Here is a 26,186-nt window from a genome sequence, read left to right as displayed (position 1 = left end):
TCCATTCAGATGCTTAGACGCTTCTGGCTGTTCTTCGCGCAGGCGGTCACCGTGCTGCTCGCGCTGATGTTCATCGTCGTGACGCTCAAGCCGCAATGGCTGCAACGGCAAGGACAGCTCGGCAAGCAGCTCGCCACGCCGATCGTTGCGCTGCGGGAAGTCGCGCCGGGCATCGGCGGCGCTCCGGCGACCACGTCGTACGCGGAAGCCGCGCAAAAGGCGATGCCGGCCGTCGTCAACGTGTTCTCCAGCAAGGACGGCTCGCTGCCGCCCGACCCGCGCGCGAAAGATCCGCTGTTCCGCTACTTCTTCGGCGACCGCAACGCCCGCAAGCAACAGGATGAACCGGCCGCCAACCTTGGCTCGGGCGTCATCGTGAGCCCTGAAGGTTACATTCTAACGAACCAGCACGTCGTGGACGGCGCCGACCAGATCGAAGTCGCGCTCGCCGACGGCCGCACCGGCACCGCGAAGGTGATCGGCAGCGATCCCGAGACCGACCTCGCGGTGCTGAAGATCAACATGACGAACCTGCCGACGATCACGCTCGGCCGCTCCGACCAGTCGCGCGTCGGCGACGTCGTGCTCGCGATCGGCAACCCGTTCGGCGTCGGCCAGACGGTCACGATGGGGATCATCAGCGCGCTCGGCCGCAACCACCTCGGCATCAACACGTTCGAGAACTTCATCCAGACCGACGCGCCGATCAATCCCGGCAATTCCGGCGGCGCGCTGGTCGACGTGAACGGCAACCTGCTCGGCATCAACACCGCCATCTATTCGCGCTCGGGCGGCTCGCTCGGCATCGGCTTCGCGATTCCCGTATCCACCGCACGCACGGTGCTCGAAAGCATCATCACGACGGGCTCGGTCACGCGCGGCTGGATCGGCGTCGAGCCGCAGGACGTCACGCCGGAGATCGCCGAGTCGTTCGGGCTGTCGCAGAAATCGGGCGCGATCGTCGCCGGCGTGCTGCAGGGCGGCCCGGCCGACAAGGCCGGCATCAAGCCGGGCGACATCCTGGTCTCGGTCAACGGCGACGAGATCACCGACACGACGAAGCTGTTGAACACCGTCGCGCAGATCAAACCCGGCACGCCGACCAAGGTGCACGTCGTGCGCAAGGGCAAGGAGTTCGACGTGAACGTCGTGATCGGCAAGCGCCCGCCGCCGCCGAAGCAGACGCTCGACGAGCAGGACAGCGACAGCGAATGACGCGTGGGGCGCGGCGCGCCGCCGCGCGTCGACCGCCAAACGCCGTCGGAAGCAAAACGGGCAGCCGGTTGGCTGCCCTTTTGCTTTCCATCGAATATCGAAGCCCGTCGTTGCCGGGCAGGTCGTTCCGCCCGCTTCCGGGGCTGCTACACGGCGGTCGCGCTGCCCGGGTCCGACCGAACAAGCCCGGCCGCACCACGCACCGTCCAGCGCGCCAACGTCAGCTGGCGGCTTCGCCGTTCTCGGCGTCGCCTTCCTCGGCCGGCTTCTTGGGTACGAAGAACCGCGCGGCCAACAGCCCGATCTCGAACAGCACGACCAGCGGCAGCGCGAGCATCAGTTGCGAGAACACGTCCGGCGGCGTGACGACCGCCGCGACGACGAACGCGCCGACGATCACGTACGGCCGCATCTCCTTCAGCTTCTTCAGCGACAGCACCCCCATCCGGACGAGCAGCACGACGACGATCGGCACCTCGAACGTGACCCCGAACGCGATGAACATCCCGAGCACGAAGCTCAGGTAGTTGTCGATGTCGGTCGTCATCTCGGCCCCGAGCGGCGCGTTGTAGTGCGCCATCACGCGGAAGATCGTCGGAAACACGAGGAAGTACGCGAACGCCATCCCGCACAGGAACAGGAAGTAGCTGCTGCCGACGAGCGGCGCGACGAGCTTCTTCTCGTGCTGGTACAGCCCCGGCGCGACGAATGCCCAGATCTGGTACAGCACGATCGGCAGCGCGATCACGAGCGCGACGAGCATCGTGACCTTCATCGGCACGAAGAACGAGCCGGTGACGTCGGTGACGATCATCTTGCCGTCCTTCGGCAGATTCTCCATCAGCGGCCGCGCGAGCAGCCGGAAGATGTCGGGCGCCCAGTAGACGAGCCCGAGGAACACGACGATCACGGCCGCCCCCGCGCGAATGATGCGATCGCGAAGCTCGACGAGATGGGAAATGAAGGTTTCTTCCGGGGCGTCGCCCGGGGTCTGCTGGGGGTCGCTCACACCGGCCCTCGGTAGGATTGACGAGCGAGCATGCGCTCGACTCAGAAGAAGCGCGTCGGCCGGCGCAGGCTGGCCGGCTGGTGGCGCGCGACACGCGCGGCGCCCGACTGCACGTGCGTCCGGCGGGTGGTCGCACGCTTGTACCAGACAGGCGCAGCCGCCTGCTTGACGCGCCAGTTGCGACGCTTCGGCGCGAGCGCGGCCGGACTGCCGCGCCACGACGGCGCCGCGGACTCGCCGGAACCGTACGAACCGGCGTCGCCCGCCGCTTCGTTGAGACCGCCGACCGCGGAATGCCACGTGTCGTTCAGTTCCTTCTCGTGCTCGCGCAGGTTGTCGTGAATCGTCGTTTCGACGTTGCGCGCAGCCGTCTCGAAATCGGTCTTCATCGTCCGCAGCGCGTCGAGTTCGATTTCGCGCGAGACCTCGGCCTTCACGTCGTTGATGTACCGCTGCGCGCGGCCGAACAGCGCGCCTGCCGTACGCGCAACGCGCGGCAGGCGCTCCGGGCCGAGCACCACGAGCGCGACGACGCCGATCAGCGCCATCTTCGAAAGACCGAGATCCAGCATCGCGAATGCCTGTCAGCGTGCCGGCGTTACGCCTTGTTCGAGTCGGAACGCGTCGTTTCCTTCGCGTTGACGTCGACCGTGCCCGTGCGCGGCAGCTGCTGCGCGTCGGCCGGCGTTTCGCCTTCCTTCATGCCGTCCTTGAAACCCTTCACGGCGCTACCGAGATCGTTGCCGATGTTGCGCAGCTTCTTCGTACCGAAAACCAGCGCGACGATCAGCAGCACGATCAGCCAGTGCCAAATGCTCAATCCACCCATGATGAAACCTCTCCTCAACCACGCCGCTGCGCGGCGCAAATCGCCGGCAACGCGCCGGCTTCGACTATCGATGCGGGGAAACGCCCCGCGCCGTCAACCCATCCGCTGCCAGGGGCGCGGACCGGCCAGGATATGCGCGTGCAGGTGGTAGACCTCCTGCCCGCCGCCCGGGCCCGTATTGATCACCGTACGGAAACCGGTTTCGCCGCCGGTATACGCGACCCCGAGCTGCTCGGCGAGACGCGACACGAGCAGCATCAGCCGGCCGAGCATCGGCGCATCGCCCTCGCTCGCCGCCGACAGCGTCGGCAGATGCTGACGCGGAATCACGAGCACGTGCGTCTCGGCCGCCGGGCGGATGTCGCGGAACGCGACGAATTCGTCGTCCTCGTGCACCTTCGTGCTCGGGATCTCGCCTGCCGCGATCTTGCAGAACAGGCAATTCGGATCGTGACTCATGTTGCTCCTGCAGACGCCCGAACGCGACCGGTCAAAACCAGGCCTGCGGATCGAGCGGCTTGTTGTCGTTCAGGTACAGCCAACCCTTGATGATACGGTACAGCGTCCAGATCCATGTGACAAACATCACTGCAAATCCGACCACCACGAACATCAGCGCGAACCCGATCACGTACGCGATCAGCGCGCGCCAGAACGTGCGGATCTGCCACTCGAAGTGGGCGGCATACGGCGTGCCCGCCACATCGTCGCGCTTCACGTAGTTGATGATGATCGCGATGATGCCCGTGACGCCGCCCGTGAGCCAATGAAACGCGTAGAGGCCGTAGAGCACGTGCGTCAGCGTGCGCAGGCCGGCCAGACGTTCGGCATCCGCACCGCCCGGCACCAACGGCGGCGGAAACTCGCTTCGCGTATCGGTCATGATGCTACCCCCGTTAGATGACAATTCTTACAGCTTACCGCACTGTGGCCATCTCGCGACGAGGGCCTGTCACCCGCCGTTTTCCTCGCGCTCGCGACGCTTGCGCAGCGCCTTCTCCTCGATACCCGACAATCCTTCGCGGCGCTCGAGCTCGGCGATCACGTCGGCCGGGCTCAGGTCGAAGTGCGACAGCATCACGAGGCAGTGGAACCACAGGTCGGCCACCTCGCCGACGAGCGCGGCAGGCGCGCCGCCCTGACGCACGTCCTTCGCGGCCAGCACGACTTCCGTCGCCTCTTCGCCGATCTTCTTCAGCACCGCGTCGTCGCCCTTGTGGAACAGGCGCGATACGTACGATTGGTCGGGATCGCCGCCCTTGCGGCTATCGATCACGGCCGCGAGGCGCAGCAGCGTGTCTTCGGTCGATTGCGTCATTTGTAGATGTGTTCGGGGTCTTTCAGCACCGGTTCGACCGTGACCCAGTCGCCGCTCTCCACGGTGCCTTCGAATTTCTGGAAGAAGCACGAATGCCGGCCGGTGTGGCATGCGATGCCCGACACCTGCTCGACCTTCAACAGCACGACATCCTCGTCGCAATCGAGCCGCACCTCGTGCACGTGCTGCACGTGGCCCGACTCCTCGCCCTTGAACCACAGGCGCTTGCGCGAGCGCGAATAGTAGACCGCGCGCTGCGTCTCGATCGTCTTCGCCAGCGCCTCGCGGTTCATCCACGCGAACATCAGCACGTCGTTCGTCGACGCTTCCTGCGCGATCACCGGCACTAGGCCGTTGTCGTCCCAGCGGACCTTGTCGAGCCACGCGGGCAATGCATTCGTTTCCGTATTCATCACAGCCTCACCGGGATGCCCTGGTCGGCCATGAAGCGCTTCGCCTCGCCGACCGTGTGCTCGCCGTAGTGGAAGATACTCGCGGCCAGCACCGCATCGGCGCGACCGTCCTTGATGCCGTCGGCCAGGTGCTGCAGCGAGCCGACACCGCCCGACGCGATCACCGGCACCGGCACCGCGTCCGACACGCCGCGCGTGAGCGCGAGGTCGAAGCCCGACTTGGTGCCGTCGCGGTCCATGCTCGTGAGCAGGATCTCGCCCGCGCCGAGCTCGGCCATCTTGCGCGCCCATTCGATCGCGTCGAGGCCCGTGTTCTTGCGGCCGCCGTGCGTGAAGACTTCCCAGCGCGGCGCTTCGCCGTCGGCCGACACGCGCTTCGCGTCGATCGCGACGACGATGCATTGCGAACCGTACTTGTCGGCCGCATCGCGCACGAGCTGCGGATTCGCGACCGCCGACGAATTCATGCTGACCTTGTCCGCGCCCGCGTTCAGCAGGCGCCGCACGTCGGCGACGGCACGCACGCCGCCGCCGACGGTCAGCGGAATGAACACCTGCGACGCGACGGCTTCGATGATCGGCAGGATCAGGTCGCGCTGGTCGGAGGTCGCGGTGATGTCGAGGAACGTCAGTTCGTCAGCGCCCTGGTCGTCGTAGCGGCGGGCGATCTCGACGGGGTCGCCGGCGTCGCGCAGCTCGACGAAGTTGACGCCCTTGACGACACGCCCGGCAGTCACGTCCAGGCAGGGGATGATGCGTTTAGCTAGAGCCATGATGTTGCGCCAAATGCCGCGCTGGGACGGCCGGTTGCGGAAACCTCGCGCGAGGCTTCCGGTCGGGGCCGCCTGCGGGCAGCCCCGGCGAGCGGGACAACCGCGCTTACGCGTTGTCGAGTTCGCCGTTCAGTTCGTCCGCGCGCTTTTGCGCGGCCGCGAAATCGAGATCGCCGGAGTAGATCGCACGGCCGCAGATCACGCCTTCGACACCGTGCTCTTCCACTTCGCACAGCTGCTCGATGTCCGTGAGGTTCGACAGGCCGCCGCTGGCGATCACCGGGATGCCGACCGCCTGCGCGAGCTTCACGGTCGCCTCGATGTTGATGCCCTGCAGCATCCCGTCGCGGCCGATGTCCGTGTAGACGATCGACTCGACGCCGTAGTCTTCGAACTTTTTCGCGAGATCGACCACTTCGTGGCCGGTCAGCTTGCTCCAGCCGTCGGTCGCGACCTTGCCGTCCTTCGCGTCCAGCCCGACGATGATGCTGCCGGAGAACGCGGTGCACGCATCCTGCAGGAAGCCCGGATTCTTCACGGCCGCGGTGCCGATGATCACGTAGGACAGACCGGCGTCGAGATACTTCTCGATCGTCTCGAGGCTGCGGATGCCGCCGCCGAGCTGGACGGGAATTTCGTCGCCGACTTCATCGAGGATCGCTTCGATCGCCTCGAGATTCTTCGGCTTGCCGGCGAATGCGCCGTTCAGGTCGACGAGATGGAGCCGCCGGGCGCCGAGATCGACCCACTTGCGGGCCATCGCCGCCGGGTCCTCGGAGAAAATCGTGGCCTGGTCCATATCGCCCTGTTTGAGGCGCACACACTGACCGTCTTTGAGGTCGATGGCCGGAATCAGCAACATAGCAATCGGGTGTCGTCGTGGAAGAAGAAAAGAATCCGGCGCGTACCGGCCAATCCGGTACCGCGCCGTCTCGCTAGTTTAGTACAACTCTTTCGGCGCTTAGGCGTGCAAGCCCCGTGCGACGGGCCTTTCCGGCTCGCCGACTGTGGCACGCACGCGACGTTCACGGTTTCCAGTGTACGAAGTTGCGATACAGACGCAACCCGACCTCCGCACTTTTCTCGGGGTGGAATTGGGTCGCGAAGAGGTTGTCCCGCGCGACCGCGGACGTAAACGGCGCGCCGTACGCCGTTTCGCCGACCGTATGCGCCGGGTTGTCCGGGCTCACGTAATAGCTGTGCACGAAGTAGAAATACGCGTCGTCGGGCACGCCGTCCCACAGCGGGTGCGGCTGCGACTGGCGCACGCGGTTCCAGCCCATCTGCGGCACCTTGAAGCGCGAGCCGTCGTCCTGCAGGCGGCCGTCGAGTTCGAAGCGCACGACCTTGCCGGGCAACAGGCCGAGGCCCTTCGTGTCGCCTTCCGCGCTCCAGTCGAACAGCATCTGCTCGCCGACGCACACGCCGAGCAGCGGCTTCGTGCGCGACGCCTCGATCACGGCCTCCTGCAAACCCGATTCGCCGAGCGAGCGCATGCAGTCGGGCATCGCGCCCTGGCCGGGCAGCACGACACGGTCGGCCGCGCGGATCGCGGCCGGCGTGTCGACGATCGCCACGTCGGCGGCCGGTTCGGCCTTCTTGAGCGCCTGCGCGACCGAGCGCAGGTTGCCCATCCCATAATCCACAATCGCAATCGAAGTTTTCATCTCAGTGCAGGCAGTAGCGCCCTCAATCCGTTGACGATGAATTCCACCGCCAGCGCCGACAGCATCAGACCCATCAGCCGCGTGGCGATGTTGATGCCCGTGCGGCCGATCCAGTTCGCGATCGGCTCGGCGAGCCGCATCGCGACGAAACACAGAAAAGCCAGGGCCGCGCCGATCGCGACCAGCCCGGCTCGCTCATACCAGTGACGCGAGTTCGCCGCATAGATGATCACCGTGCTGATCGAGCCGGGGCCCGTGAGCAGCGGAATCGCCAGCGGCACGACCGCGATGTTGTCCTTCAGCTCGGCTTCGTGGCGCTCCTCCGGCGTCGATCGCGTGTTGCCGATCTGCGCATTCAGCATGTTGATCGCCATCAGCAGCATGATGATCCCGCCGCCCACTTCGAGCGACCCGACCGAAATGCCGAAGAAATCGATGATCTGCTGCCCGAGCAGCGTCGTCACCGTGATCACGCAGAACACCGACACCGACGCGATCCGGACCGTGCGCCGCCGCTCGGCCTCCGTCTGCTGCGCCGTCAGGCTCAGGAAGAACGGCACCGCGCCGACCGGGTTGATCAGCGCCAGCAGCGAAATGAACGATTTGAGCAGATCCATCGCAAGCCGGCGCCGCGCGCCGAAGCCGTGAGGTTGTCCTTGACGCTTCGTCCGGTCAGTTCAGGTTCAGAGGCTGCCCTTCGTCGACGGGATCTGCCCCGCCGCACGCTCGTCCAGCTCCACCGCCGCGCGCAGCGCGCGGCCGAAGGCCTTGAAGACGGTCTCGAGCTGATGGTGCGCGTTGATCCCGCGCAGGTTGTCGATGTGCAGCGTGACGCCCGCGTGGTTCACGAAACCGCGGAAGAATTCGATCGACAGGTCGACATCGAACGTGCCGATCCGCGCACGCGTGAACGGCACGTGGAATTCGAGGCCCGGCCGGCCCGAGAAATCGATCACGACGCGCGACAGCGCTTCGTCGAGCGGCACGTACGAATGGCCGTAGCGGCGGATGCCCTTGCGATCGCCGATCGCCTTCGCGACGGCCTGACCGAGCGTGATGCCGACATCCTCGACCGTGTGGTGATCGTCGATGTGCGTATCGCCATGCGCTTCAACCTCGAGATCGACCAGACCGTGTCGCGCGATCTGGTCGAGCATATGGTCGAGGAACGGCACGCCGGTGGCCAGCTTCTGCTGGCCCGTGCCGTCGAGATTGAGCTTCACACGGATCTGCGTTTCGCTGGTATTGCGAACGACTTCCGCCACACGCATGGCAATTCCTTGACTGAGTCGATGTAAATGGGGATTGATCGTTTCGCGCTGCGGCGCCCAGAGGCTCAACCGGGCAGCGCGAGTTTCAAAGCGGCCAGCAGGCGCGCGTTTTCGTCGGGAGAACCGACGGTCAGCCGCACGCATTCAGCCAGCAACGGATGCATTTTACTCACGTTTTTGACCAAAACCCGTTCGGTGAGCAGCGCGTCGAACACGGCGGCCGCGTCCGGCACGCGCACCAGCAGGAAATTGCCGGCGCTCGGGAACACCGTCGCGCCCGGCAGCGCGGCCACTTCCTGCGCGAGATACGCACGCTGCGCACGCAGGTCGGCCGCCTGCGCGTCGAGCACGTCGAGGTGGTCGAGCAGGAAATCGGTGGTCGCCTGGGTCAGCACGTTGATGTTGTACGGCGGGCGCACCTTGTCGAATTCGGTCAGCCACACGGGCGAACCGACGAGGTAGCCGAGGCGGATGCCCGCGAGGCCGAGCTTCGACACCGTGCGCATCACGACGACGTTGTCGAACTCGGCGGCACGCGGCACCCACGAGCGCACGGCGAACGGCTGGTACGCCTCGTCGATCACGACGAGGCTTTGCCGCGCGGCCGCGACGATGCGTTCGATGTCGGCATCGTCGTACAGCGTGCCGGTCGGGTTGTTCGGGTACGCGAGATAGACGATCGCCGGCTGGTGCTCGGCGATCGCCGCGAGCATCGCGTCGACGTCGAGCGTCAGGTCGGCCTTCAGCGGCACGCCGACGAATTCGAGCTGCGCGAGCTTCGCGGACAGCTCGTACATCACGAAGCCCGGCACCGGCGCGAGCACCTTCGCGCCCGGCTTCGCGCAGGCCACCGACATCATGCTGATGATTTCGTCCGAGCCGTTGCCGAGCAGCACGTCGCAGGCAGCCGGCACGCCCATCGCGTGGCGCAGCTTGTCGAGCAGCGCGGCCGGGCGCGGCGCCGGGTAGCGGTTCAGCGCGACCTGCGCGAGCCGCTCGCCGAGCGCCGCGGCGAGCGGCTCGGGCAGCGAGTACGGGTTCTCCATCGCGTCGAGCTTCACGAACCCGCTCGCGTCCGGCACCGGATAGCTCGTCATCGCGAGCACGTCGCGGCGGATGATGTCTTGTGGCGTCGTCATGGTCTCAAGCCGGCGTGCGTCGCGCCGGCGTCAAATGATCGGCAACGCGGCGGCGGCCGCCCTGCCCAGGTGTCTCCAGCCCCGGCCTTCGGGGTACGGGCCGGGCCGGCGCGTCAGCGCCCGCTCCGGCCCCCGCGCAGCGCGCGGTCAGCTCTTCATCCGGAACTCGGCGCTCTTCGCGTGCGCCTGCAGCCCTTCGCCGTACGCGAGCTCGGACGCGATCTCGCCGAGCGTCTGCGCGCCTTCGGCGCTGACTTCGATCAGGCTCGAGCGCTTGATGAAGTCGTACACGCCGAGCGGCGACGAGAAGCGCGCGGTGCGCGACGTCGGCAGCACGTGGTTCGGGCCCGCGCAATAGTCGCCGAGGCTCTCGCTCGTGTAGCGGCCGAGGAAGATCGCGCCCGCATGGCGGATCTGCTGGCCCCATTGCTGCGGCTCCAGCGCCGAGATTTCGAGGTGCTCCGGCGCGATATCGTTCGCGATCCGGCACGCTTCGGCCATGTCGCGCACCTTGATTAGCGCGCCGCGGCCTTCGAGCGACGCGCGAATCACGTCCCGACGCGGCATCGACGGCAGCAGCTCGTCGATCGCCTTCTCGACGCGGTCGAGGAACGCCCCGTCCGGGCACAGCAGGATCGACTGCGCGAGCTCGTCGTGCTCGGCCTGCGAGAACAGGTCCATCGCGACCCAGTTCGGATCGGTCGTGCCGTCGCACAGCACGAGGATTTCCGACGGCCCGGCGATCATGTCGATGCCGACCGTGCCGAACACGCGGCGCTTCGCCGACGCGACGTACGCGTTGCCCGGGCCGCAGATCTTGTCGACGGCCGGCACCGTCGCCGTGCCGTACGCGAGCGCGCCGACCGCCTGCGCGCCGCCGATCGTGAACACGCGATCGACGCCGCCGAGCAGCGCCGCGGCGAGCACGAGGTCGTTCTTCACGCCGTCCGGCGTCGGCACGACCATCACGATCTCGCCGACGCCCGCGACGCGCGCGGGAATCGCGTTCATCAGCACCGACGACGGATACGCGGCCTTGCCGCCCGGCACGTACAGGCCGACGCGGTCGAGCGGCGTGACCTTCTGGCCGAGCACCGTGCCGTCGCTTTCCGTGTACTGCCAGCTGTGCGTGCCGCACTCGATCTTCTGCTTCTCGTGGTACGCGCGCACCCGCGCCGCGGCCGCTTCCAGCGCGGCGCGCGCCTTCGGTGCGAGACCGTCGAGCGCCGTCTGCAGCGCGTCCTGCGGCAGCTCCAGCGCGGCGACGCTGGTCGCGTTCAGCCGGTCGAAGCGGTTCGTGTACTCGAGCACCGCGGCATCGCCGCGCGACTTCACGTCGGCGAGGATCTGCGCGACCGACTGCTCGATCGCCGCGTCTTCGCTCGCCTCGAATGCGAGCAGCGCGCGCAGCTCGGCGCCGAAGCCTTCGCTCGTCGAATCGAGTTTGCGGATGGTGATGGACATGGGAGTTCCGTTACGGTGATGCGCTCAACCGCCATTCTGCGACGCGCGTTCGAACGCGTCGAGAATCGGCTTGAGCGCCGTGCGCTTCAACTTCAGCGCAGCCTGGTTCACGACGAGGCGCGACGAGATCGCCATGATCTCCTCGACCTCGACCAGATTGTTCGCCTTCAGCGTGCCGCCCGAGCTGACGAGGTCGACGATCGCGTCGGCCAGCCCGACCAGCGGCGCGAGCTCCATCGAGCCGTACAGCTTGATCAGGTCGACGTGCACGCCCTTCGCGGCAAAGTGTTCGCGCGCCGTTTCGACGTACTTGGTCGCGACGCGCAGCCGCGCGCCCTGGCGCACGGCGTTCGCATAGTCGAAACCGGCCGACACGGCCACCGACATCCGGCAGCGCGCAATGTTCAGATCGATCGGCTGGTACAGGCCCGAGCCGCCGTGCTCGACCAGCACGTCCTTGCCGGCCACGCCGAAATCGGCCGCGCCGTATTCGACGTAGGTCGGCACGTCGCTCGCGCGCACGATGATCACGCGCAGGTCGGGGTTCGTCGTCGGCAGGATCAGCTTGCGCGACGTTTCCGGATCCTCGGTAACCTGCACGCCGGCCGCGGCCAGCAGCGGCAGGGTTTCCTCGAAAATCCGGCCCTTCGACAGGGCGAGGGTCAGCGGCGCGGTCATGCTTGGCTCCCGGAAAGGCGGCGCACGTTCGCGCCGACGGCGGTCAGTTTGGTTTCCATGCGGTCGTAGCCGCGGTCCAGATGATAGATGCGGTCGACGAGCGTTTCGCCGTCGGCGCGCAGCCCCGCGATCACGAGGCTCGCCGACGCACGCAGGTCGGTCGCCATCACGGTCGCGCCGGACAGCTTCTCGACGCCCGTCACGAGCGCGGTGTTGCCGTCGATCGTGATGTTCGCGCCGAGCCGGTTCAGCTCCTGCACGTGCATGAAGCGGTTCTCGAAAATGGTTTCGACGACCTGCGCGGTGCCGGTCGCGACCGTATTGAGGGCCATGAATTGCGCCTGCATGTCGGTCGGGAACGCCGGGTATTCCGACGTGCGGATCGTCACGGCCGACGGGCGGCGGTCCATCTTTACGCGCAGCCAGCTGTCGCCTTCCTCGATCGACACGCCGGCTTCGCGCAGCTTGTCGATCACCGCGTCGAGGATGTGCGGGCGCACGCCCGTCAGCCTCACGTCGCCGCCGGCCGCCGCGACCGCGCACAGGAACGTGCCGGCCTCGATGCGGTCGGGGATCACCGAATGGCGCGCGCCGTGCAGCCGCTCGACGCCCTGGATCACGAGGCGATCGGTGCCGATGCCGTCGATTTTCGCGCCCATCGCGACCAGCAAGTGTGCGAGATCGCTCACTTCCGGCTCGCGCGCGGCGTTTTCGATCACCGTCTCGCCATCGGCGAGCGTCGCGGCCATCAGCAGGTTTTCCGTCCCCGTCACCGTGATCATGTCGGTCACGATGCGCGCGCCCTTCAGGCGCTTCGCGCGGGCTTCGATGAAGCCGTGCTCGATGCTGATCTCGGCGCCCATCGCCTGCAGGCCCTTGATGTGCTGGTCGACCGGGCGCGCGCCGATCGCGCAGCCTCCCGGCAGCGACACCTTCGCCTCGCCGAAGCGCGCAAGCAGCGGCCCGAGCACGAGGATCGATGCGCGCATCGTCTTCACGAGCTCGTAAGGCGCGACGAGGTTGTCGACGCGCGACGCGTCGAGCTGCACGCGGGCGCCGTCGGTCTCGCTCTTCACACCCATCTGGTTCAGCACCTTCAGCGTGGTACGCACGTCCTTCAGGTTCGGCACGTTGTCGAGATCGACCGGATCGGCGGTGAGCAGCCCTGCGCACAGGATCGGCAGTGCGGCGTTCTTCGCGCCCGACACGACGATCTCGCCCGACAGACGGCGGCCGCCTTCGATCACGAGCTTGTCCATTCCCTGCCCCTGCGCTTCCCCGTTGACGGCCGGGTGTGCCGTGGCGACGCTCTGGACGGCGTCGCGCTCGTTGACGGTGACTTGCACTCAGTGATTTCCGGTTATGCGTTCTGCCATTCGGCGGGCGTCAGCGTCTTCATGCTGAGCGCGTGAATTTCCTGTTTCATGCGATCGCCGAGCGCCGCGTAGACGAGCTGGTGCCGCTGGATCGGGCGCTTGCCTTCGAAGGCCGCCGACACGATCGTCGCGAAGAAATGCTGGCCGTCGCCTTCGACTTCCAGATGGGTGCAGACGAGACCGCCGGCGATGTATTGCTTGACCTGTTCGGGAGTCGGCAACATGGTGTAAGGCTCCTGTCGGCGCGCGCCGCCCGGATGGCGGCCGCTGCCGTCGATATCAATGACGCAGTTTGTAGCCGGTTGCGAGCAGCCGCATCGCAATCAGTGCGAGCAGCACGAAGAAACCGGTGACGATCGCGAGGCTCGCGAACGGGTTGATGTCGGACGCGCCGAAGAACCCGAAACGGAAGCCGTCGATCATGTAGAAAAACGGATTGAGACGCGAGATCTCGCGCCACACGGGCGGCAGCGAGTGCGTCGAGTAGAACACGCCGGACAGGAACGTCAGCGGCATGATCAGGAAGTTCTGGAACGCGGCGAGCTGGTCGAACTTCTCGGCCCAGATGCCGGCGATCAGGCCGAGCGTGCCGAGAATCGCCGAGCCGAGCAGCGCGAACGCAATGATGAACAGCGGCGCCGCGAAATGCATCGGGATAAACCAGATCGTCACGACGAACACGCCCGCGCCGACCACGAGGCCGCGCACCACGGACGCGAGCACGTACGCGCCGAAGATGTCGCGGTACGACAGCGGCGGCAGCAGCACGAACACGAGGTTGCCGGTGATCTTCGACTGGATCAGCGACGACGAGCTGTTCGCGAACGCATTCTGCAGCACGCTCATCATCACGAGGCCCGGCACGAGAAAGCTCACGTACTCGACGCCCGGATAGACCTCGACGCGGCCCGACAGCGCGTGGCCGAAGATCGTCAAGTACAGCAGCGCCGTCACGATCGGCGCGCACACCGTCTGGAACGACACTTTCCAGAAACGCAGCAGTTCCTTGTAGAACAGTGTTTGAAACCCGCTCATGCCAGACCCTCGATCACCTCGGCCCCGTTCATCACCTGGACGAACACGTCTTCGAGATCCGCCTTGCGGACCTCGATCTCGTCGAATGCGCAGCCCGCCGCGCGGCATTGCGCGAGGATGCGCTCGACATCGTCGTAGCTCGTGAGACGCAGCAGGTGCTCGCCCGGCGCGCGGGCGGCCGGATCGGACTCCAGCCCGCGCAGCTCGGCCGGCAGCGCGCCGGCCGCGAAGCGCAGGTACAGCTGCAGCCCCGCGAAGCGGCGCAGCAGCGCGTCGGTGCGATCGAGCGCGACCACTTCGCCGCGACGCAGCATCGCGATACGGTCGCACAGCGACTCGGCTTCCTCGAGGTAGTGGGTGGTCAGCACGATCGTGTGGCCTTCGCGGTTCAGGCGCGAAATGAATTTCCACAGCGTCTGGCGCAGTTCGACGTCGACGCCGGCGGTCGGTTCGTCGAGCACGATCACGGGCGGGCGGTGCACGAGCGCCTGCGCGACCAGCACGCGGCGCTTCATCCCGCCCGACAGCGCACGCATGTTCGCGTCGGCCTTCTCGGTGAGGTCGAGGTTGGCCATCACTTCGTCGATCCAGTCGTCGTTGCGGCGCAGGCCGAAGTAGCCGGACTGGAGCCGCAGCGTCTCGCGGACGGTGAAGAACGGGTCGAACACGAGTTCCTGCGGCACGACGCCGAGTGCGCGGCGCGCGCCGCGGAAGTCCTTGACGACGTCGTGACCGCGCACCGAGATACTGCCTTCGTCGGCCCGGGCGAGCCCGGCGAGGATACTGATGAGTGTGGTCTTGCCTGCGCCGTTGGGGCCGAGCAGACCGAAAAACTCGCCTTCCTCGACCGACAGGCTGACGCCTTTGAGCGCCTGAAGCGACTTGTAGCGCTTCTTGACGTGACGGATTTCTATGGCTGACATGACTGTGCGCGACGCCAGGGCCGCGACGCCTATTCTGTGCTTGCTGCGAAAGAAAATGGGGGCCGGACGCCGATTGGCTGCCCCGCAAAACGCTTGATTATAGGGCAAACCGGCTGGTGGAGCCGGCGCCGGAGGCGCGCGGCCTGAAGCTTGCGCGCGCCGGGCGGCGCGGCAGGCTTCGGTCGGACAGGGTCAATGTCGCCCGGTGCCTTCGATGAGCGCGTCGACGCCGTAGGCGCGCGCGAGGCTGGCGAGCTTCGGGGGGAGATTGAGAATGTCGAGGGTCGCGCCGCGGGCTTTGGCGGCACGTTGCCATGCGAGCAGTACGGCGAGCGCGGACGAGTCGAATTGCGTCAACGCCGCGCAGTCGACGGAGGTCGCCCCCGCGTCGATGCGCGCAAGACCGCCCGCGAGCGCGGACTTCGCGCTCGCGACGGTCAGCGACGAGCCGGCTTCGAAGCCGCTCACGACGCTTGCTTGCCGGCGGCAAGTTGCTGGTTGCGCTGCGTGAGGAACTGGATCAGGCCGTCCACGCCGCTTTGCTGGATCTTCTCGTTGAACTGCTGCTGGTACGTCTGGATCAGCCACGCGCCGAGCACGTTCAGGTCATACACCTTCCAGCCGTTCGCCGTCTTGTACAGGCGATAGTCGATCTGCACCGGCTGGCCGTTGTTCATCGCGACCGTCTTGACCACGACATCGGTATCGGCCGGATCGGCGCGGAACGGCGGGTACTGGATCTGCTGGTCCGGCTTCAGCTGCGCGAGCGCGCCCGAATACGTGCGGATCAGCAGCAGCTTGAACTGCTCCTGAACCTGCTGCTGCTGCTCGGCCGTCGCGGTGCGCCAGTTGCGGCCCATCGCGAGCTGCGTGGTGCGGCGGAAATCCGTGTACGGCAGGATGTCCTTGTTGACGATCGTGATGATGCGGTTGGTGTCGCCCTGCTTGATCGTCTGCTGCTTGACCTCGTCGAGCACCTGCTGCGTCGCGGTCTTGATCAGTGCCTGCGGATTCGACTGGTCGACTTGCGCGTAAGCGGCGCCGCCGAACGAGAACAGCGCGGCGAAAACGGGGATCAGGAACAGTTTTTTCATCATAGTGACCTGCATGAATGAGTCGATGCGAAGGTTGGAGCAGGTAGCTTACGCGCAAGTTCGCGCACGCTACCGACTGAATCGTTTCCGGCTGTAACGAATGTAAGCTCGTCAGTGCAGCCGGATGCTCGGGAAGCGGAACCCGCCCGGCGACGGCGGCGCCACCTGCATCGCCGGCACGTTCGTCTCGCTGGCCGGGTTCGGCGATTCGGCCGTGCCCGACGCCGGCGCAGCCACTGCCGCGCCCGACGCGCCTGCCGGCGCCGTCGCGCCGCCCACCGCGGCACCGGCCGCACCGGCTGCCGCCGGTGCCGCGCCGTCTTCCGGCAGGTCGTACTTCGGCAGTGCGTCGTTGCTCGACGTCGCGACCGCCTCGCCGCGCGCGTTGCTGATCAGCATCTGGCGACGCTGCAGGTACGCGTTGCGCACGAACGAATACTTGTCGAGCGCCGCGGCATCCAGCACGTCGCCCGCGCCGAGCAGGTTCGCACGCGTGTTGACGAGGTTCACGCCGAACAGGCCCCAGCTCAGGCCGTCCGGCTTCACGTAGGTGAGCGGGTTGCCGACGTAGTCGACGCCCAGGCCGGCCGTGTCACGCAGCGTGCTCGGGCCGAGCAGCGGCAGCACGAGATACGGGCCCGACGGCACGCCGTAGCGGCCCATCGTGATCCCGAAGTCAGCCGTGTGCTTCGGCAGCTTCGCGACCGTCGCGACGTCGAACAGGCCGCCGACGCCGAACACCGTGTTGATCACGACCCGCATGATGTCGCCGACGCCGTCCGCGATCCGCAGTTGCACGATGTTGTTCGCCGCGATGTAGACGTCGCCGATGTTCGAGAAGAAGTTCGTCACGCTGTCGCGCACCGGCTGCGGCACCACGTACTGGTAGCCCTTCGCGACCGGCTTCAGCGCGTACGTGTCGACCGTGTCGTTGAACTTGTACATCGTCCGGTTGAAGCCTTCGAGCGGATCGCCCTTGGTCGGCGTCTGCACGGTCGCGCAGCCGCTCAACGCGGCGACTGCCGCTACCGCCAGCGCGGCGTGCCTGATGCGGATCGTGTGCATGGTCATTACCCTCTTGTTTTCTCTCGTGTGGTTATTGGGCCGCCGAACCGGACACCGCGGACGCCGGCACCGCGACCGGTGCGGGCGCGGCAGGTGCTGCCGATGCCCCGGCTGCCGGCTTCGCACCACCCGCATCGGCGGCCTTGCTGTACAGGAACTGGCCGATCAGGTTCTCGAGCACGATCGCCGACTGCGTCATCGTGATCGTATCGCCCGCCTTCAGCATTTCGGTGTCGCCGCCCGGATCGAGGCCGATATATTGCTCGCCGAGCAGGCCGGACGTGAGGATCTTCGCCGACGAATCCTTCGGGAACTGATACTGGCCGTCCACGTCGATCGTCACCAGCGCCTGGTACGTATTCGTGTCGAAGCCGATCGACTTCACGCGGCCGACCACGACGCCCGCGCTCTTCACGGCCGCGCGCGGCTTCAGCCCGCCGATATTGTCGAATTTCATCTTCACCGAATAGGTCGGCTGAAACGACAGCGAGCTCATGTTGCCGACCTTCAGCGCCAGGAACAGCACCGCAAGGAAGCCCACCACCACGAACAGGCCGACCCAGAAGTCGAGAGCAGTCTTTTTCATCGTCATTCCAAAATATGGCTTAGCTGAACATCAGCGCGGTCAGCAGGAAATCGAGGCCGAGTACGGCGAGCGACGCGAACACGACCGTCTTGGTGGTCGCGCGCGACACGCCTTCGGGCGTGGGCTTCGCTTCATACCCCTGATACAGCGCAATGAAGGTCACGGCGAACCCGAACACGATGCTCTTCAGCACGCCGTTGCCGACGTCGGCCCAGACCTGCACGCCGCCCTGCATCTGCGACCAGAACGCACCCGGATCGACGCCGATCAGCACGACGCCGACGAAGTAGCCGCCGAGCACGCCGACCGCATTGAAGATCGCGGCGAGCAGCGGCATCGCGATGATGCCCGCCCACATGCGCGGGGCGATCACGTTCTTGATCGGGTCCACCGCCATCATTTCGAGCGCGGTGAGTTGCTCGCCGGCTTTCATCAGGCCGATCTCGGCCGTGAGCGACGTGCCCGCGCGGCCCGCGAACAGCAGCGCGGTGACGACCGGCCCGAGTTCGCGCACGAGCGACAGCGCGACCAGCAGCCCGAGCGCCTGCTCGGAACCATAGCGGTTCAGCGTGTAATACCCCTGCAGGCCGAGCACGAAGCCGACGAACAGCCCCGACACGGCAATGATCACGAACGAATAGTTGCCGAGGAAGTGGATCTGCTTCGTGACGAGCCGCGGCCGGCGCAGCAGCGGGAAGAATTCCAGCACGAGGCGCACGAACAGCCGCGTGCCGTAGCCCGCGCGCTCGAGGCCGCCGATGACGTAACGTCCGATCGCGCTGATCATGCGCGCCCTCCGCCGAGCCCGAAATCCGCTGCGAGCGGCGGACTCGTGTAATGAAATTTGAACGGGCCGTCCGGCGCGCCGTCGATGAACTGCCGCACGCTCGGATCGGTCGATGCGCGCAGCTCGTCGGGCGTGCCCTGGGCGAGCACGCCGCCGTTGGCCAGAAAGTACACGTAGTCGGCGATCGCGAACGATTCCGGCACGTCGTGCGTGACGAGGATCGACGTTGCGCCGAGCGCCTGGTTCAGCGTGCGGATCAGGTTCGCGGTGATGCCGAGCGAGATCGGATCGAGGCCCGCGAACGGCTCGTCGTACATGATGAGCTGCGGATCGAGCGCGATCGCGCGCGCGAGCGCGATGCGGCGCGCCATCCCGCCCGACACCTCGGACGGCATCAGGTCGCGCGCGCCGCGCAGCCCGACCGCGTTGAGCTTCATCAGCACGAGGTCGCGGATCAGGTCTTCGGGCAGGTCGGTATGCTCGCGCAGCGCGAACGCGACGTTCTCGAACACCGACATGTCGGTGAACAGCGCGCCGAACTGGAACAGCATGCCCATCTTGCGGCGCAGCGCGTACAGGCCGTCGCGCGTTTGCGCGCCGACATCGGCGCCGTCGAACAGCACCTGGCCGCGGCGCGCGCGCACGAGCCCGCCGATCAGGCGCAGCACGGTCGTCTTGCCGCAACCCGACCCGCCCATGACCGCGACCACCTGCCCGCGCCCGAAGCGCAGGTTCAGGTTGGACAGGACGAGGCGGTCGCCGTAGCCAAAGTCGACGTCGCGAAGTTCCAGCAGTGTCTCGGTAGGAGTGGGGCTCACGGAGCTGACAGTCCTTTTACGCAGAACGCCGAATTATAGGGCCTGCATTGGAATGATGTCGTGACGCCGTTCCGGCCCCTGCAGTCAATGATTGTCAAATTGTCCGGAAAAGCATTGCTGCATCGCAGCAATCGCCGCCCGATAATCGCTCGCGCCCGTGACCGCACTGACCACCGCGACACTGCCGACGCCCGTCGCCAGCACGGCCGGCAGCGCGTCGAGCCCCACCCCGCCGATCGCGACGAGCGGCGCCCGGGTGCCCGCGAGGCGCGCATAGCGCGCGATCCGCGCGAGACCCTGCGGCGGCGCGGCGACGGCCTTGGTCGCGGTCGCGTACACGGGGCCGAGCGCGAGATAGCTGGGGCGCTCGTGCAGCGCCCGCAATATTTCGTAATAACCATGGCTCGAAAGTCCGAGACGCAGGCCTGCGCGCGCGATCACGGCCAGATCGGCCGTTTCGAGATCTTCCTGGCCCAGATGTACGCCGTACGCCCCCTCTTCCACGGCGATCTGCCAGTGATCGTTGATGAACACGCGCGCATCCGGAAAACGGCGCCCGGCCGCGACCGCGCGCGCAATTTCCCGCCGCAACGCGTCCGGCGTCGCGCCTTTCACCCGCAACTGCACGGTCCGCACGCCGCAATCGAGCACACGTTCGACCCAGTCGGCGTCCGGCACGACCGGATACAGGCCGAGTTGCGCGGGGCACGGCGCGAACGCGGGTTCGGGCGCGGCCGGCAGCCCGGCCACGCGCGGGAACCGGGCGGCGTCGACCGGCCACGCATCGGCGGCGCGCGTTTCGTCGCCGTCGCGCCAGGCCAGCGCCAGCACCAGCGCGTCGACTGGCGCGAAGCCGCAATCGAGGAACGCGGCGAGCGCGGCGATCCAGTCGTCCGCGAGCGGATGCGCGGCGTCGAGCGCATAGCGCGCGCCCGCCGCGTGCAGCACCGCACCCTGCTCGTCGAATTCGATCGCGACCGCGTCCGGCGCCGCCGGCCGCGATGCGGCCGACGCGCGCGCCTGCGCGGTGCGGTCGCCGGTTGAGACGATCAGCACGTCGCCGTCGGCTGGCGCGTCGGGCACCGCGACGCAGAGCCGCCACGGCGCCGCGTCGCCCGGCCAGTCGCCGAGCCGCGCGCGAATCCGCTCGGCCGCCTCGGCCAGTTCGTCGGCCGGCGGCCAGAATGCATCGGCGAAACGCGCGCTCATGCGCCGCCCCCGTCCTGGTGCCAGAACGGCATCCCGACGACCGGCGTGCTGGCGTGCGCGGTTTCGCGCGCGTCCATCGGCCCGGCCAGATACGCGGCGCGGCCGGCCTCGACGCCCTGCGCGAACGCGCGCGCCATGATCTCGGGGTGCGTCGCCTGCGACACGGCGGTGTTCAGCAGCACGCCGTCGAAGCCCCATTCCATCACCTGGCACGCGTGCGACGGCACGCCGAGCCCCGCGTCGACGATCAGCGGCACGTCGGGCAACCGTTCGCGCAGCACGCGCAGGCCGTACGGGTTCACGACACCCTTGCCCGTGCCGATCGGCGCGCCCCACGGCATCAGCGCCTCGCAGCCGACGTCGAGCAGGCGCCGGCCGATCACCAGATCCTCGGTGCAGTACGGCAGCACCTTGAAGCCGTCCCTGACCAGTTGCGCGGCGGCTTCGATCAGGCCGACCGGGTCGGGCTGCAGCGTGTAGTCGTCGCCGATCAGTTCGAGCTTGATCCAGTCGGTGCCGAACACCTCGCGCGCCATGTGCGCGGTCGTCACGGCTTCGGCGACGGTCTGGCAGCCGGCCGTGTTCGGCAGCAGCGGCACCGCGTGGCGCTTGAGCAGATCGAAGAAGCCGGCTTCGGCCGTGCCGCCGCCCGTCATCTGGCGGCGCAGCGCGACCGTCACCATCCCGGGACGCGACGCGTCGATCGAATCGGACAGCGACTGCAGCGACGGATAGCGCGACGTGCCGAGCAGCACGCGGCTTGCGAAGGTTTCGCCGTACAGCGTCAGCGCGTCGGCGGAAGTGAGGGACGTCATGTCGTTTTCCTGAAAGAGCGGGGACGAACCGGCGGCGCGCTCAGCCGCCCGCGACCGGGTGCACGACGTCGAGCTTGTCGCCCGTCGCAAGTGCGCGCGCCGCGTGCTGCGTGCGCGCGACGAAGTTGCCGTTCAGCGCGACCGCGTACGGGGGACGCGCGCCGTACGCGGCGAGCGCGTCGGCCACCGTTGCGCCGTCGGGCAACGTCAGGGTCTGTTGGTTGATCTGGATATCCATGAGGCTTCGTCGAATTCGTCGGCGGCGCGCGTCAGGCCGGCTGGCGCGCGTCGTTGCGGTGATGAAGGAGCGTCGGCCAGCGCGCGTCGTCGCGCCACGCGGCGAACGCGTCGGCATCGCCGAACCCGCCGCCGAGCGCGGCTTCGGCGGCCGCGACCGCCGCCTGCGCGACTTCCGGCGCGATCATGAAGCCGTGCCGGTACAGGCCGTTGACGGCGAGCGTCGACGCGCCGTCCCAGATCACCGCCGGACGGTGATCGGGCAGCGTCGGCCGGCACTGCGCATTGAGTTCGAGGATGCGCGCCTCGCCGAACGCCGGATGCACGGAGAACGCCGCGCTCAGCAGTTCGAGCGCGGAGCGCACGCTGACGGGCGACAGGTCCTCGCCCTCTACCTCGGTCGCGCCGATCACATAGAGATCGTCCTGCTTCGGTGCGATGTACAGCGGATAGCGCGGATGCAGCAGCCGCACGGGCCGGGTGAGCCCGATGCCGGGCGCATGCACGCGCGCGACTTCGCCGCGGATGCCGCGCAACGCGGGCAGCGCGGATTTCGCGCCGAGCCCGCGGCAATCGATCGTGAAATGCGCGTCGGGCAGGTTCGCGTCGTCGATCGCGACGTGCCAGTGCAGCGCGACGCCGCGCTCGACGAGGCCCGCCGCGAGCGCGCGCAGCGCCTGGCGATTGTCGAGCTGGCCTTCGTTCGGCAGCAGCAGCCCGCGTGCGAAGCGGCCCGCGAGCACCGGCTCGGCCGCATCGACCTGCGCACCGGCGAGCGTGACGAAGCCGCCGTCGAGCAGGTCGGCCGGCGCGTTCGCGCGCACGCGCCGCTCGAACAGCGGCGCCTCCGCGCGATCCGCGTGATGCCAGACGACGAGCGTGCCGTGACGCTGGAAGAAGACGGGTTCGGGCAGTTCCGCGAGCCACTGCGGCCAGCGCGCGAGCGACGCGGCGCCGAGCTCGGTGATCAGCAGCTCCGCGCTGGCCGCTTCCGCGAGCGGCGCGAGCATCGCGGCCGCGATCCACGCGGCCGACTGCTCGCCGTCCGGGCCGCCGCGTTCGTACAGCGCGACACGGTGCCCGTCGCCGGCGAGCCGCCACGCGATCAGGCGGCCGACGAGGCCGCCGCCGAGCACCGCGAAATCGGGTCGGGAATTCCGCGCGTTCATCGCGCGACCTCCGCGCCGGCGCGCGCGACGAACGCCGACGCGCACGCAAGCGCGCCGCCCCGTGCGAACGCACGCGACATCGGGCCGGGAATCATGCAAAAGACTGAAGATTGTGCGGTCATCATTCCTTCCGTAACGCGCAATGCGCGTACCCAAAAGGACGAAACCGGCAGCAAAGGCCGGCCGGGCGGGCAAGGCGCTGACCATGTGGGATGGCAGCCAGCGCGGCCCGGCGGGATCAGAAACTTCCCTCGCCGGTATTACCCGGATCGGGTGCGAAGGGTCTTTCTCAGCCTCATCGCGCTGCCCGGAACATCCGCCGGCCGCGCCACGAAGCACCCCTGTTTCGTCGTCGGCCATTAGACCATAAAAGCGGAAAGCGCCGCAAACTGTCCCCCTTGCGGCAAATTCGCGTCGCGTCGCGCCGCTCTGGCACAATGCCCGCAGGCCGGCCGCCCCGAGCGGCCGGTTGCCGCGTCACCGCCGGCCTTAAGTGCCGTTTAAGACGCGCGGGCGACCATCGTGCGCCCGCCGTCAGTCGGCGCCGCGTCCCGGCATGCCTTATCGCGGCGCGCGCCCGGCTTCTCCCGGCCCGCGCGCCGGCTACTCATCAGGAAGCACATGACCCAATCGATCGATCCCGTCCGCTCCGTCTCCGACGCGCCGCAGGACGAGCGCCCGGTATCCGCATGGAGCCTCATCAAGCCCTACTGGGTATCGTCCGAATGGAAAATCGCGTGGGGCCTGCTGGTCACGATCATCGCGATCAACCTCTGCGTGGTCTGGATCAACGTCCGGCTGAACAAGTGGAACGCGCAGTTCTACAACGCGCTGCAGTCGAAGGACGTCCACGACTTCCCGAACCTGCTGATGCAGTTCTCCGCGCTCGCATTCGCGTTCATCATCCTCGCCGTGTACGGCCGCTACCTGCGGCAGATGCTCGGCTTCCGCTGGCGCCAGTGGCTCACCGACCGCTTTCTCGGCCAGTGGCTCGGCGATCGCGCGTTCTACCGGATCGAACGCGACCGTCTCGCGGACAACCCCGACCAGCGGATCACCGACGACCTCCAGTCGTTCGCGACCACGACGCTCGCGCTGTCGCTCGACCTGCTGTCGACGGTCGTCACGCTCGTGTCGTTCATCACGATCCTGTGGTCGCTCGCCGGCGCGCTGACATTCACGCTCGGCGCGACGCCGATCTCGATTCCCGGCTACATGGTGTGGGCGGCCGCGCTGTACGCGGTGGTCGGCTCGCTGATCATCCAGAAGGTCGGCCATCCGCTCGTGTCGATCAACTATCAGCAGCAGCGCGTCGAGGCCGACTTCCGCTTCGGGCTGATCCGCGTGCGTGAAAACGCCGAGCAGATCGCGTTCTACGACGGCGAGAAGACCGAGACCGACAACGCGCAGAGCCTCTTCATGCGCATCCGCGACAACTGGTGGCGCGTGATGAAGTACACGAAGCGGCTCACGTTCGTGCTGAGCTTCTACGGGCAGATCGCGATCATCTTCCCGCTCGTCGTCGCCGCGCCGCGCTATTTCGCGGGCGCGTTCTCGTTCGGCGTGCTGATGCAGATCTCGTCCGCGTTCGGCACGGTCAGCGATTCGTTCTCGTGGTTCATCAACAGTTACTCGACCCTCGTCGAGTGGCGCGCCACCGTCAACCGTCTGCGCGAATTCAAGCGCGTGATGGGCACGTCGCACCTGAAGGAAAGCCTGTCGCCCGCCACCGAGCACGGCGGCATCAACCTGCACTACGTCGACGCGGCAAAGCTGTCGACGTCGGCGCTGAAGCTCGCGCTGCCGAACGGCAACGCGCTCGCGAACATCGGCAATGTGACGATCGAGCCCGGCTCGCGCTGGCTCGTGATCGGCAAGTCGGGTTCCGGCAAGAGCACGTTCATGCGCGCGCTCGCGGGCCTGTGGCCGTTCGGCGACGGCGCGATCGACGCTCCGGTCGGCGCGAGGATGATGTTCGTGCCGCAATCCAGCTATCTGCCGATCGGCACGCTGAAGGCCGCGCTCACCTACCCCGCGAAGGCCGACGCGTTCAGCGACGAAGCCTGTCGCGACGCGCTGCGCGCGTGCCGCCTGGAAGATTACGTCGAACGCCTCGACGAGACCGCGCACTGGACGCGCGTGCTGTCGCCGGGCGAACAGCAACGCCTCGCCGGTGCGCGCGTGCTGCTGCACAAGCCGGACTTCCTGTTCCTCGACGAAGCGACCAGCGCGCTCGACGCCGACAACGAAGCACGCCTCTATCACCTGTTCGCCGAACGGCTGCCGAAGGCCGCGATCGTCAGCATCGCGCACCGCGAGTCGCTGGCCGCGTTCCACGTCGGCACGATCAACGTCGAGCGCGTGAACGACAGCGACAAGGTCGCGGCGTGAGCGTACGCGCCGCGCCCCTCGCACGGATCGCGCTGATCACCGGCGCCGGTTCGGGGATCGGCGCGGCGCTCGCGCGGCGGCTCGCGGCGCCCGGCATCGCGCTGGCACTGCACGCACGCGGCGCAAACGACGCGGCGCGCGCCCGGCTCGCCGACGTCGCCCGTGCCTGCACGGCGGCCGGCGCCGAGTGCATCACGCTCACCGGCGATCTCGGCGAGCCGGGCGTCGCCGCGTCGCTCGTCGATGCGGCGGCCGCGCACTTCGGCGGGCTCGACCAGCTCGTCGCCAATGCGGGCTTCGCCGCGCGCCAATCCTTTTCCGATCTTTCCGCCGATGCGCTCGCGTGCGCGTTCGCGGCGATGCCCGGCGCATTCTCCGCGCTCGCGGGGCGCGCGCGGCCGCTGCTCGAAGCGTCGGCCGCGCCGCGGATCGTCGCGGTCAGCTCGTTCGTCGCGCACCGCTACCGCGCCGACACGCCGTTCGCGGCCACCGCCGCCGCGAAGGCCGCGCTCGAGTCGCTCGTGCGCACCGCCGCCGCCGAATTCGCCGCGCGCGGGATCACCGTCAACGCGGTCGCGCCGGGCTTCACGCGCAAGGACCACGGGCCGAGCGCCGGCAATGCCGACGCGTGGGCGCAGGCCGAACAGGCGACGCCGCTCGGCCGGATCGCCGAACCCGACGACGTCGCCGCATTGATCGCGTTCCTGCTGTCGGATGCGGCTCGGCAGATCACCGGGCAGGTCATTCATGTCGACGGCGGCCTGACGCTCTGACGCCCTGACGTGAAGGCGCGCCCGCCGGGCAAGCGTAAAGATCGTCGCCGGCACCTGCCCGGCACGCGAGCGATCGACCATCGCGCCTTCCCCGAACGAACGTCCACCGCCCTCCCGATCCGTCTCGCCGCC

The 26,186-nt window shown here is 67.7% G+C and carries 32 protein-coding genes and 1 riboswitch; of the genes, 3 read left to right on the top strand and 29 right to left on the bottom strand.

Translation table 11 applies throughout. The annotated features are described in order from the left end of the window. The first annotated feature begins 9 nt into the window (after window positions 1-9). A complete protein-coding gene (locus WJ16_RS01830) occupies window positions 10-1,215 on the top strand; it encodes a Do family serine endopeptidase (protein WP_069255587.1) in 1,206 nt (401 codons plus the stop codon). A 220-nt stretch (window positions 1,216-1,435) separates the two neighbouring features. Here the strand turns inward: WJ16_RS01830 and tatC are convergent, their stop codons facing one another. The 29 genes from tatC to WJ16_RS01685 form a co-directional block, all read right to left on the bottom strand. After that, window positions 1,436-2,224, bottom strand: a complete 789-nt coding sequence (gene tatC, locus WJ16_RS01825; protein ID WP_069255586.1) for a twin-arginine translocase subunit TatC — start codon at window positions 2,222-2,224, stop codon at window positions 1,436-1,438. 41 nt (window positions 2,225-2,265) lie between these two features. Further along, complete coding sequence (gene tatB, locus WJ16_RS01820) at window positions 2,266-2,796, bottom strand: Sec-independent protein translocase protein TatB (RefSeq protein ID WP_069255585.1); 531 nt, start codon at window positions 2,794-2,796, stop codon at window positions 2,266-2,268. A 26-nt stretch (window positions 2,797-2,822) separates the two neighbouring features. Further along, window positions 2,823-3,053: a Sec-independent protein translocase subunit TatA gene (gene tatA / locus WJ16_RS01815; RefSeq protein WP_006751795.1), complete on the bottom strand. Its 231-nt coding sequence runs from the start codon at window positions 3,051-3,053 to the stop codon at window positions 2,823-2,825. 93 nt (window positions 3,054-3,146) lie between these two features. Continuing rightward, window positions 3,147-3,512: a histidine triad nucleotide-binding protein gene (locus tag WJ16_RS01810; RefSeq protein WP_048251402.1), complete on the bottom strand. Its 366-nt coding sequence runs from the start codon at window positions 3,510-3,512 to the stop codon at window positions 3,147-3,149. A 31-nt stretch (window positions 3,513-3,543) separates the two neighbouring features. Beyond that, window positions 3,544-3,936 (bottom strand): DUF4870 family protein, encoded by a 393-nt coding sequence (locus tag WJ16_RS01805; protein ID WP_069255584.1) that lies wholly within the window; start codon window positions 3,934-3,936, stop codon window positions 3,544-3,546. A gap of 69 nt (window positions 3,937-4,005) precedes the next feature. Continuing rightward, window positions 4,006-4,371, bottom strand: coding sequence for a phosphoribosyl-ATP diphosphatase (locus tag WJ16_RS01800; protein ID WP_059499734.1), 366 nt, complete (start codon window positions 4,369-4,371; stop codon window positions 4,006-4,008). Next, window positions 4,368-4,784, bottom strand: a complete 417-nt coding sequence (hisI, locus tag WJ16_RS01795; RefSeq protein ID WP_069255583.1) for a phosphoribosyl-AMP cyclohydrolase — start codon at window positions 4,782-4,784, stop codon at window positions 4,368-4,370. Before hisI ends, WJ16_RS01800 begins: the two co-directional genes overlap by 4 nt. Further along, on the bottom strand, window positions 4,784-5,557 hold the full coding sequence (gene hisF, locus WJ16_RS01790) for an imidazole glycerol phosphate synthase subunit HisF (RefSeq protein ID WP_069255582.1): 774 nt from the start codon (window positions 5,555-5,557) through the stop codon (window positions 4,784-4,786). Before hisF ends, hisI begins: the two co-directional genes overlap by 1 nt. A 106-nt stretch (window positions 5,558-5,663) precedes the next feature. Beyond that, a complete protein-coding gene (hisA, locus tag WJ16_RS01785; protein WP_069255581.1) occupies window positions 5,664-6,419 on the bottom strand; it encodes a 1-(5-phosphoribosyl)-5-[(5-phosphoribosylamino)methylideneamino]imidazole-4-carboxamide isomerase in 756 nt (251 codons plus the stop codon). A 163-nt stretch (window positions 6,420-6,582) separates the two neighbouring features. Continuing rightward, the gene (gene hisH / locus WJ16_RS01780) at window positions 6,583-7,224 is read right to left on the bottom strand and encodes an imidazole glycerol phosphate synthase subunit HisH (RefSeq protein ID WP_069255580.1); all 642 of its coding nucleotides are present in this window, start codon (window positions 7,222-7,224) and stop codon (window positions 6,583-6,585) included. Then, window positions 7,221-7,841 carry a YchE family NAAT transporter gene (locus WJ16_RS01775; RefSeq protein ID WP_069255579.1) on the bottom strand — a complete coding sequence of 207 codons (621 nt, stop codon included), beginning with the start codon at window positions 7,839-7,841 and terminating at the stop codon, window positions 7,221-7,223. The genes hisH and WJ16_RS01775 overlap by 4 nt, the downstream gene beginning before the upstream one ends. 66 nt (window positions 7,842-7,907) lie before the next feature. Further along, complete coding sequence (gene hisB, locus WJ16_RS01770) at window positions 7,908-8,495, bottom strand: imidazoleglycerol-phosphate dehydratase HisB (RefSeq protein ID WP_011350728.1); 588 nt, start codon at window positions 8,493-8,495, stop codon at window positions 7,908-7,910. Window positions 8,496-8,560: 65 nt separating this feature from the next. Beyond that, entirely contained in the window at window positions 8,561-9,634 is a 1,074-nt protein-coding gene (hisC, locus tag WJ16_RS01765; protein ID WP_069255578.1) for a histidinol-phosphate transaminase, read from the bottom strand. A gap of 147 nt (window positions 9,635-9,781) precedes the next feature. Continuing rightward, on the bottom strand, window positions 9,782-11,098 hold the full coding sequence (gene hisD, locus WJ16_RS01760) for a histidinol dehydrogenase (protein WP_069255577.1): 1,317 nt from the start codon (window positions 11,096-11,098) through the stop codon (window positions 9,782-9,784). A gap of 24 nt (window positions 11,099-11,122) precedes the next feature. Continuing rightward, window positions 11,123-11,776, bottom strand: a complete 654-nt coding sequence (hisG, locus tag WJ16_RS01755) for an ATP phosphoribosyltransferase (RefSeq protein WP_069255576.1) — start codon at window positions 11,774-11,776, stop codon at window positions 11,123-11,125. Continuing rightward, window positions 11,773-13,122 (bottom strand): UDP-N-acetylglucosamine 1-carboxyvinyltransferase, encoded by a 1,350-nt coding sequence (gene murA / locus WJ16_RS01750; protein ID WP_069255575.1) that lies wholly within the window; start codon window positions 13,120-13,122, stop codon window positions 11,773-11,775. Before murA ends, hisG begins: the two co-directional genes overlap by 4 nt. A 14-nt stretch (window positions 13,123-13,136) precedes the next feature. Beyond that, window positions 13,137-13,376, bottom strand: a complete 240-nt coding sequence (locus WJ16_RS01745; protein ID WP_069255574.1) for a BolA family protein — start codon at window positions 13,374-13,376, stop codon at window positions 13,137-13,139. Window positions 13,377-13,431: 55 nt separating this feature from the next. Then, window positions 13,432-14,187, bottom strand: a complete 756-nt coding sequence (locus tag WJ16_RS01740) for an ABC transporter permease (RefSeq protein ID WP_069255573.1) — start codon at window positions 14,185-14,187, stop codon at window positions 13,432-13,434. Beyond that, window positions 14,184-15,110 (bottom strand): ABC transporter ATP-binding protein, encoded by a 927-nt coding sequence (locus WJ16_RS01735; RefSeq protein WP_069255572.1) that lies wholly within the window; start codon window positions 15,108-15,110, stop codon window positions 14,184-14,186. The genes WJ16_RS01740 and WJ16_RS01735 overlap by 4 nt, the downstream gene beginning before the upstream one ends. Window positions 15,111-15,302: 192 nt before the next feature. Beyond that, entirely contained in the window at window positions 15,303-15,578 is a 276-nt protein-coding gene (locus WJ16_RS01730; protein WP_069255571.1) for an STAS domain-containing protein, read from the bottom strand. Then, the gene (locus WJ16_RS01725) at window positions 15,575-16,204 is read right to left on the bottom strand and encodes an MlaC/ttg2D family ABC transporter substrate-binding protein (RefSeq protein WP_069257924.1); all 630 of its coding nucleotides are present in this window, start codon (window positions 16,202-16,204) and stop codon (window positions 15,575-15,577) included. The genes WJ16_RS01730 and WJ16_RS01725 overlap by 4 nt, the downstream gene beginning before the upstream one ends. A gap of 111 nt (window positions 16,205-16,315) precedes the next feature. Beyond that, window positions 16,316-17,269, bottom strand: coding sequence for an MlaA family lipoprotein (locus WJ16_RS01720; RefSeq protein WP_069257923.1), 954 nt, complete (start codon window positions 17,267-17,269; stop codon window positions 16,316-16,318). Window positions 17,270-17,300: 31 nt separating this feature from the next. Next, on the bottom strand, window positions 17,301-17,861 hold the full coding sequence (mlaD, locus tag WJ16_RS01715; RefSeq protein ID WP_069255570.1) for an outer membrane lipid asymmetry maintenance protein MlaD: 561 nt from the start codon (window positions 17,859-17,861) through the stop codon (window positions 17,301-17,303). A gap of 13 nt (window positions 17,862-17,874) precedes the next feature. Further along, a complete protein-coding gene (gene mlaE, locus WJ16_RS01710; protein WP_006477137.1) occupies window positions 17,875-18,642 on the bottom strand; it encodes a lipid asymmetry maintenance ABC transporter permease subunit MlaE in 768 nt (255 codons plus the stop codon). After that, window positions 18,639-19,460, bottom strand: a complete 822-nt coding sequence (locus WJ16_RS01705; protein WP_006477138.1) for an ABC transporter ATP-binding protein — start codon at window positions 19,458-19,460, stop codon at window positions 18,639-18,641. The genes mlaE and WJ16_RS01705 overlap by 4 nt, the downstream gene beginning before the upstream one ends. An 84-nt stretch (window positions 19,461-19,544) precedes the next feature. Then, window positions 19,545-20,669 (bottom strand): thiamine phosphate synthase, encoded by a 1,125-nt coding sequence (gene thiE, locus WJ16_RS01700; RefSeq protein ID WP_069255569.1) that lies wholly within the window; start codon window positions 20,667-20,669, stop codon window positions 19,545-19,547. After that, window positions 20,666-21,484: a thiazole synthase gene (locus WJ16_RS01695; protein ID WP_069255568.1), complete on the bottom strand. Its 819-nt coding sequence runs from the start codon at window positions 21,482-21,484 to the stop codon at window positions 20,666-20,668. The genes thiE and WJ16_RS01695 overlap by 4 nt, the downstream gene beginning before the upstream one ends. 40 nt (window positions 21,485-21,524) lie before the next feature. Then, on the bottom strand, window positions 21,525-21,722 hold the full coding sequence (gene thiS / locus WJ16_RS01690) for a sulfur carrier protein ThiS (RefSeq protein WP_014898319.1): 198 nt from the start codon (window positions 21,720-21,722) through the stop codon (window positions 21,525-21,527). A 31-nt stretch (window positions 21,723-21,753) separates the two neighbouring features. Beyond that, window positions 21,754-22,890: an FAD-dependent oxidoreductase gene (locus tag WJ16_RS01685; protein ID WP_069255567.1), complete on the bottom strand. Its 1,137-nt coding sequence runs from the start codon at window positions 22,888-22,890 to the stop codon at window positions 21,754-21,756. Window positions 22,891-23,119: 229 nt separating this feature from the next. Beyond that, a riboswitch (TPP riboswitch) is annotated at window positions 23,120-23,243 on the bottom strand. Window positions 23,244-23,511: 268 nt separating this feature from the next. Between WJ16_RS01685 and WJ16_RS01680 the strand changes: the two genes are divergently transcribed. Further along, the gene (locus WJ16_RS01680; RefSeq protein WP_069255566.1) at window positions 23,512-25,281 is read left to right on the top strand and encodes an ABC transporter ATP-binding protein/permease; all 1,770 of its coding nucleotides are present in this window, start codon (window positions 23,512-23,514) and stop codon (window positions 25,279-25,281) included. Continuing rightward, on the top strand, window positions 25,278-26,054 hold the full coding sequence (locus WJ16_RS01675; RefSeq protein ID WP_069255565.1) for an SDR family NAD(P)-dependent oxidoreductase: 777 nt from the start codon (window positions 25,278-25,280) through the stop codon (window positions 26,052-26,054). Before WJ16_RS01680 ends, WJ16_RS01675 begins: the two co-directional genes overlap by 4 nt. The last annotated feature ends 132 nt before the right edge of the window (window positions 26,055-26,186 follow it).

Source organism: Burkholderia metallica (assembly GCF_001718555.1).
GTDB classification, from domain to species: domain Bacteria; phylum Pseudomonadota; class Gammaproteobacteria; order Burkholderiales; family Burkholderiaceae; genus Burkholderia; species Burkholderia metallica.
Note: the sequence above shows the minus strand (reverse complement) of the source record. Positions and strands in the feature narration are given on the sequence as shown.

Coding starts and splice junctions, on each gene's coding strand:
- WJ16_RS01830 (WP_069255587.1), top strand. CDS start 10: ATGCTTAGACGCTTCTGGCTGTTCTTCGCGCAGGCGGTCACCGTGCTG.
- tatB (WP_069255585.1), bottom strand. CDS start 2,796: ATGCTGGATCTCGGTCTTTCGAAGATGGCGCTGATCGGCGTCGTCGCG.
- tatA (WP_006751795.1), bottom strand. CDS start 3,053: ATGGGTGGATTGAGCATTTGGCACTGGCTGATCGTGCTGCTGATCGTC.
- WJ16_RS01810 (WP_048251402.1), bottom strand. CDS start 3,512: ATGAGTCACGATCCGAATTGCCTGTTCTGCAAGATCGCGGCAGGCGAG.
- WJ16_RS01805 (WP_069255584.1), bottom strand. CDS start 3,936: ATGACCGATACGCGAAGCGAGTTTCCGCCGCCGTTGGTGCCGGGCGGT.
- WJ16_RS01800 (WP_059499734.1), bottom strand. CDS start 4,371: ATGACGCAATCGACCGAAGACACGCTGCTGCGCCTCGCGGCCGTGATC.
- hisI (WP_069255583.1), bottom strand. CDS start 4,784: ATGAATACGGAAACGAATGCATTGCCCGCGTGGCTCGACAAGGTCCGC.
- hisF (WP_069255582.1), bottom strand. CDS start 5,557: ATGGCTCTAGCTAAACGCATCATCCCCTGCCTGGACGTGACTGCCGGG.
- hisA (WP_069255581.1), bottom strand. CDS start 6,419: ATGTTGCTGATTCCGGCCATCGACCTCAAAGACGGTCAGTGTGTGCGC.
- hisH (WP_069255580.1), bottom strand. CDS start 7,224: ATGAAAACTTCGATTGCGATTGTGGATTATGGGATGGGCAACCTGCGC.
- WJ16_RS01775 (WP_069255579.1), bottom strand. CDS start 7,841: ATGGATCTGCTCAAATCGTTCATTTCGCTGCTGGCGCTGATCAACCCG.
- hisB (WP_011350728.1), bottom strand. CDS start 8,495: ATGCGTGTGGCGGAAGTCGTTCGCAATACCAGCGAAACGCAGATCCGT.
- hisC (WP_069255578.1), bottom strand. CDS start 9,634: ATGACGACGCCACAAGACATCATCCGCCGCGACGTGCTCGCGATGACG.
- hisD (WP_069255577.1), bottom strand. CDS start 11,098: ATGTCCATCACCATCCGCAAACTCGATTCGACGAGCGAAGGCTTCGGC.
- hisG (WP_069255576.1), bottom strand. CDS start 11,776: ATGACCGCGCCGCTGACCCTCGCCCTGTCGAAGGGCCGGATTTTCGAG.
- WJ16_RS01745 (WP_069255574.1), bottom strand. CDS start 13,376: ATGTTGCCGACTCCCGAACAGGTCAAGCAATACATCGCCGGCGGTCTC.
- WJ16_RS01740 (WP_069255573.1), bottom strand. CDS start 14,187: ATGAGCGGGTTTCAAACACTGTTCTACAAGGAACTGCTGCGTTTCTGG.
- WJ16_RS01735 (WP_069255572.1), bottom strand. CDS start 15,110: ATGTCAGCCATAGAAATCCGTCACGTCAAGAAGCGCTACAAGTCGCTT.
- WJ16_RS01725 (WP_069257924.1), bottom strand. CDS start 16,204: ATGAAAAAACTGTTCCTGATCCCCGTTTTCGCCGCGCTGTTCTCGTTC.
- WJ16_RS01720 (WP_069257923.1), bottom strand. CDS start 17,269: ATGCACACGATCCGCATCAGGCACGCCGCGCTGGCGGTAGCGGCAGTC.
- mlaD (WP_069255570.1), bottom strand. CDS start 17,861: ATGACGATGAAAAAGACTGCTCTCGACTTCTGGGTCGGCCTGTTCGTG.
- mlaE (WP_006477137.1), bottom strand. CDS start 18,642: ATGATCAGCGCGATCGGACGTTACGTCATCGGCGGCCTCGAGCGCGCG.
- thiE (WP_069255569.1), bottom strand. CDS start 20,669: ATGAGCGCGCGTTTCGCCGATGCATTCTGGCCGCCGGCCGACGAACTG.
- WJ16_RS01695 (WP_069255568.1), bottom strand. CDS start 21,484: ATGACGTCCCTCACTTCCGCCGACGCGCTGACGCTGTACGGCGAAACC.
- thiS (WP_014898319.1), bottom strand. CDS start 21,722: ATGGATATCCAGATCAACCAACAGACCCTGACGTTGCCCGACGGCGCA.
- WJ16_RS01685 (WP_069255567.1), bottom strand. CDS start 22,890: ATGAACGCGCGGAATTCCCGACCCGATTTCGCGGTGCTCGGCGGCGGC.
- WJ16_RS01680 (WP_069255566.1), top strand. CDS start 23,512: ATGACCCAATCGATCGATCCCGTCCGCTCCGTCTCCGACGCGCCGCAG.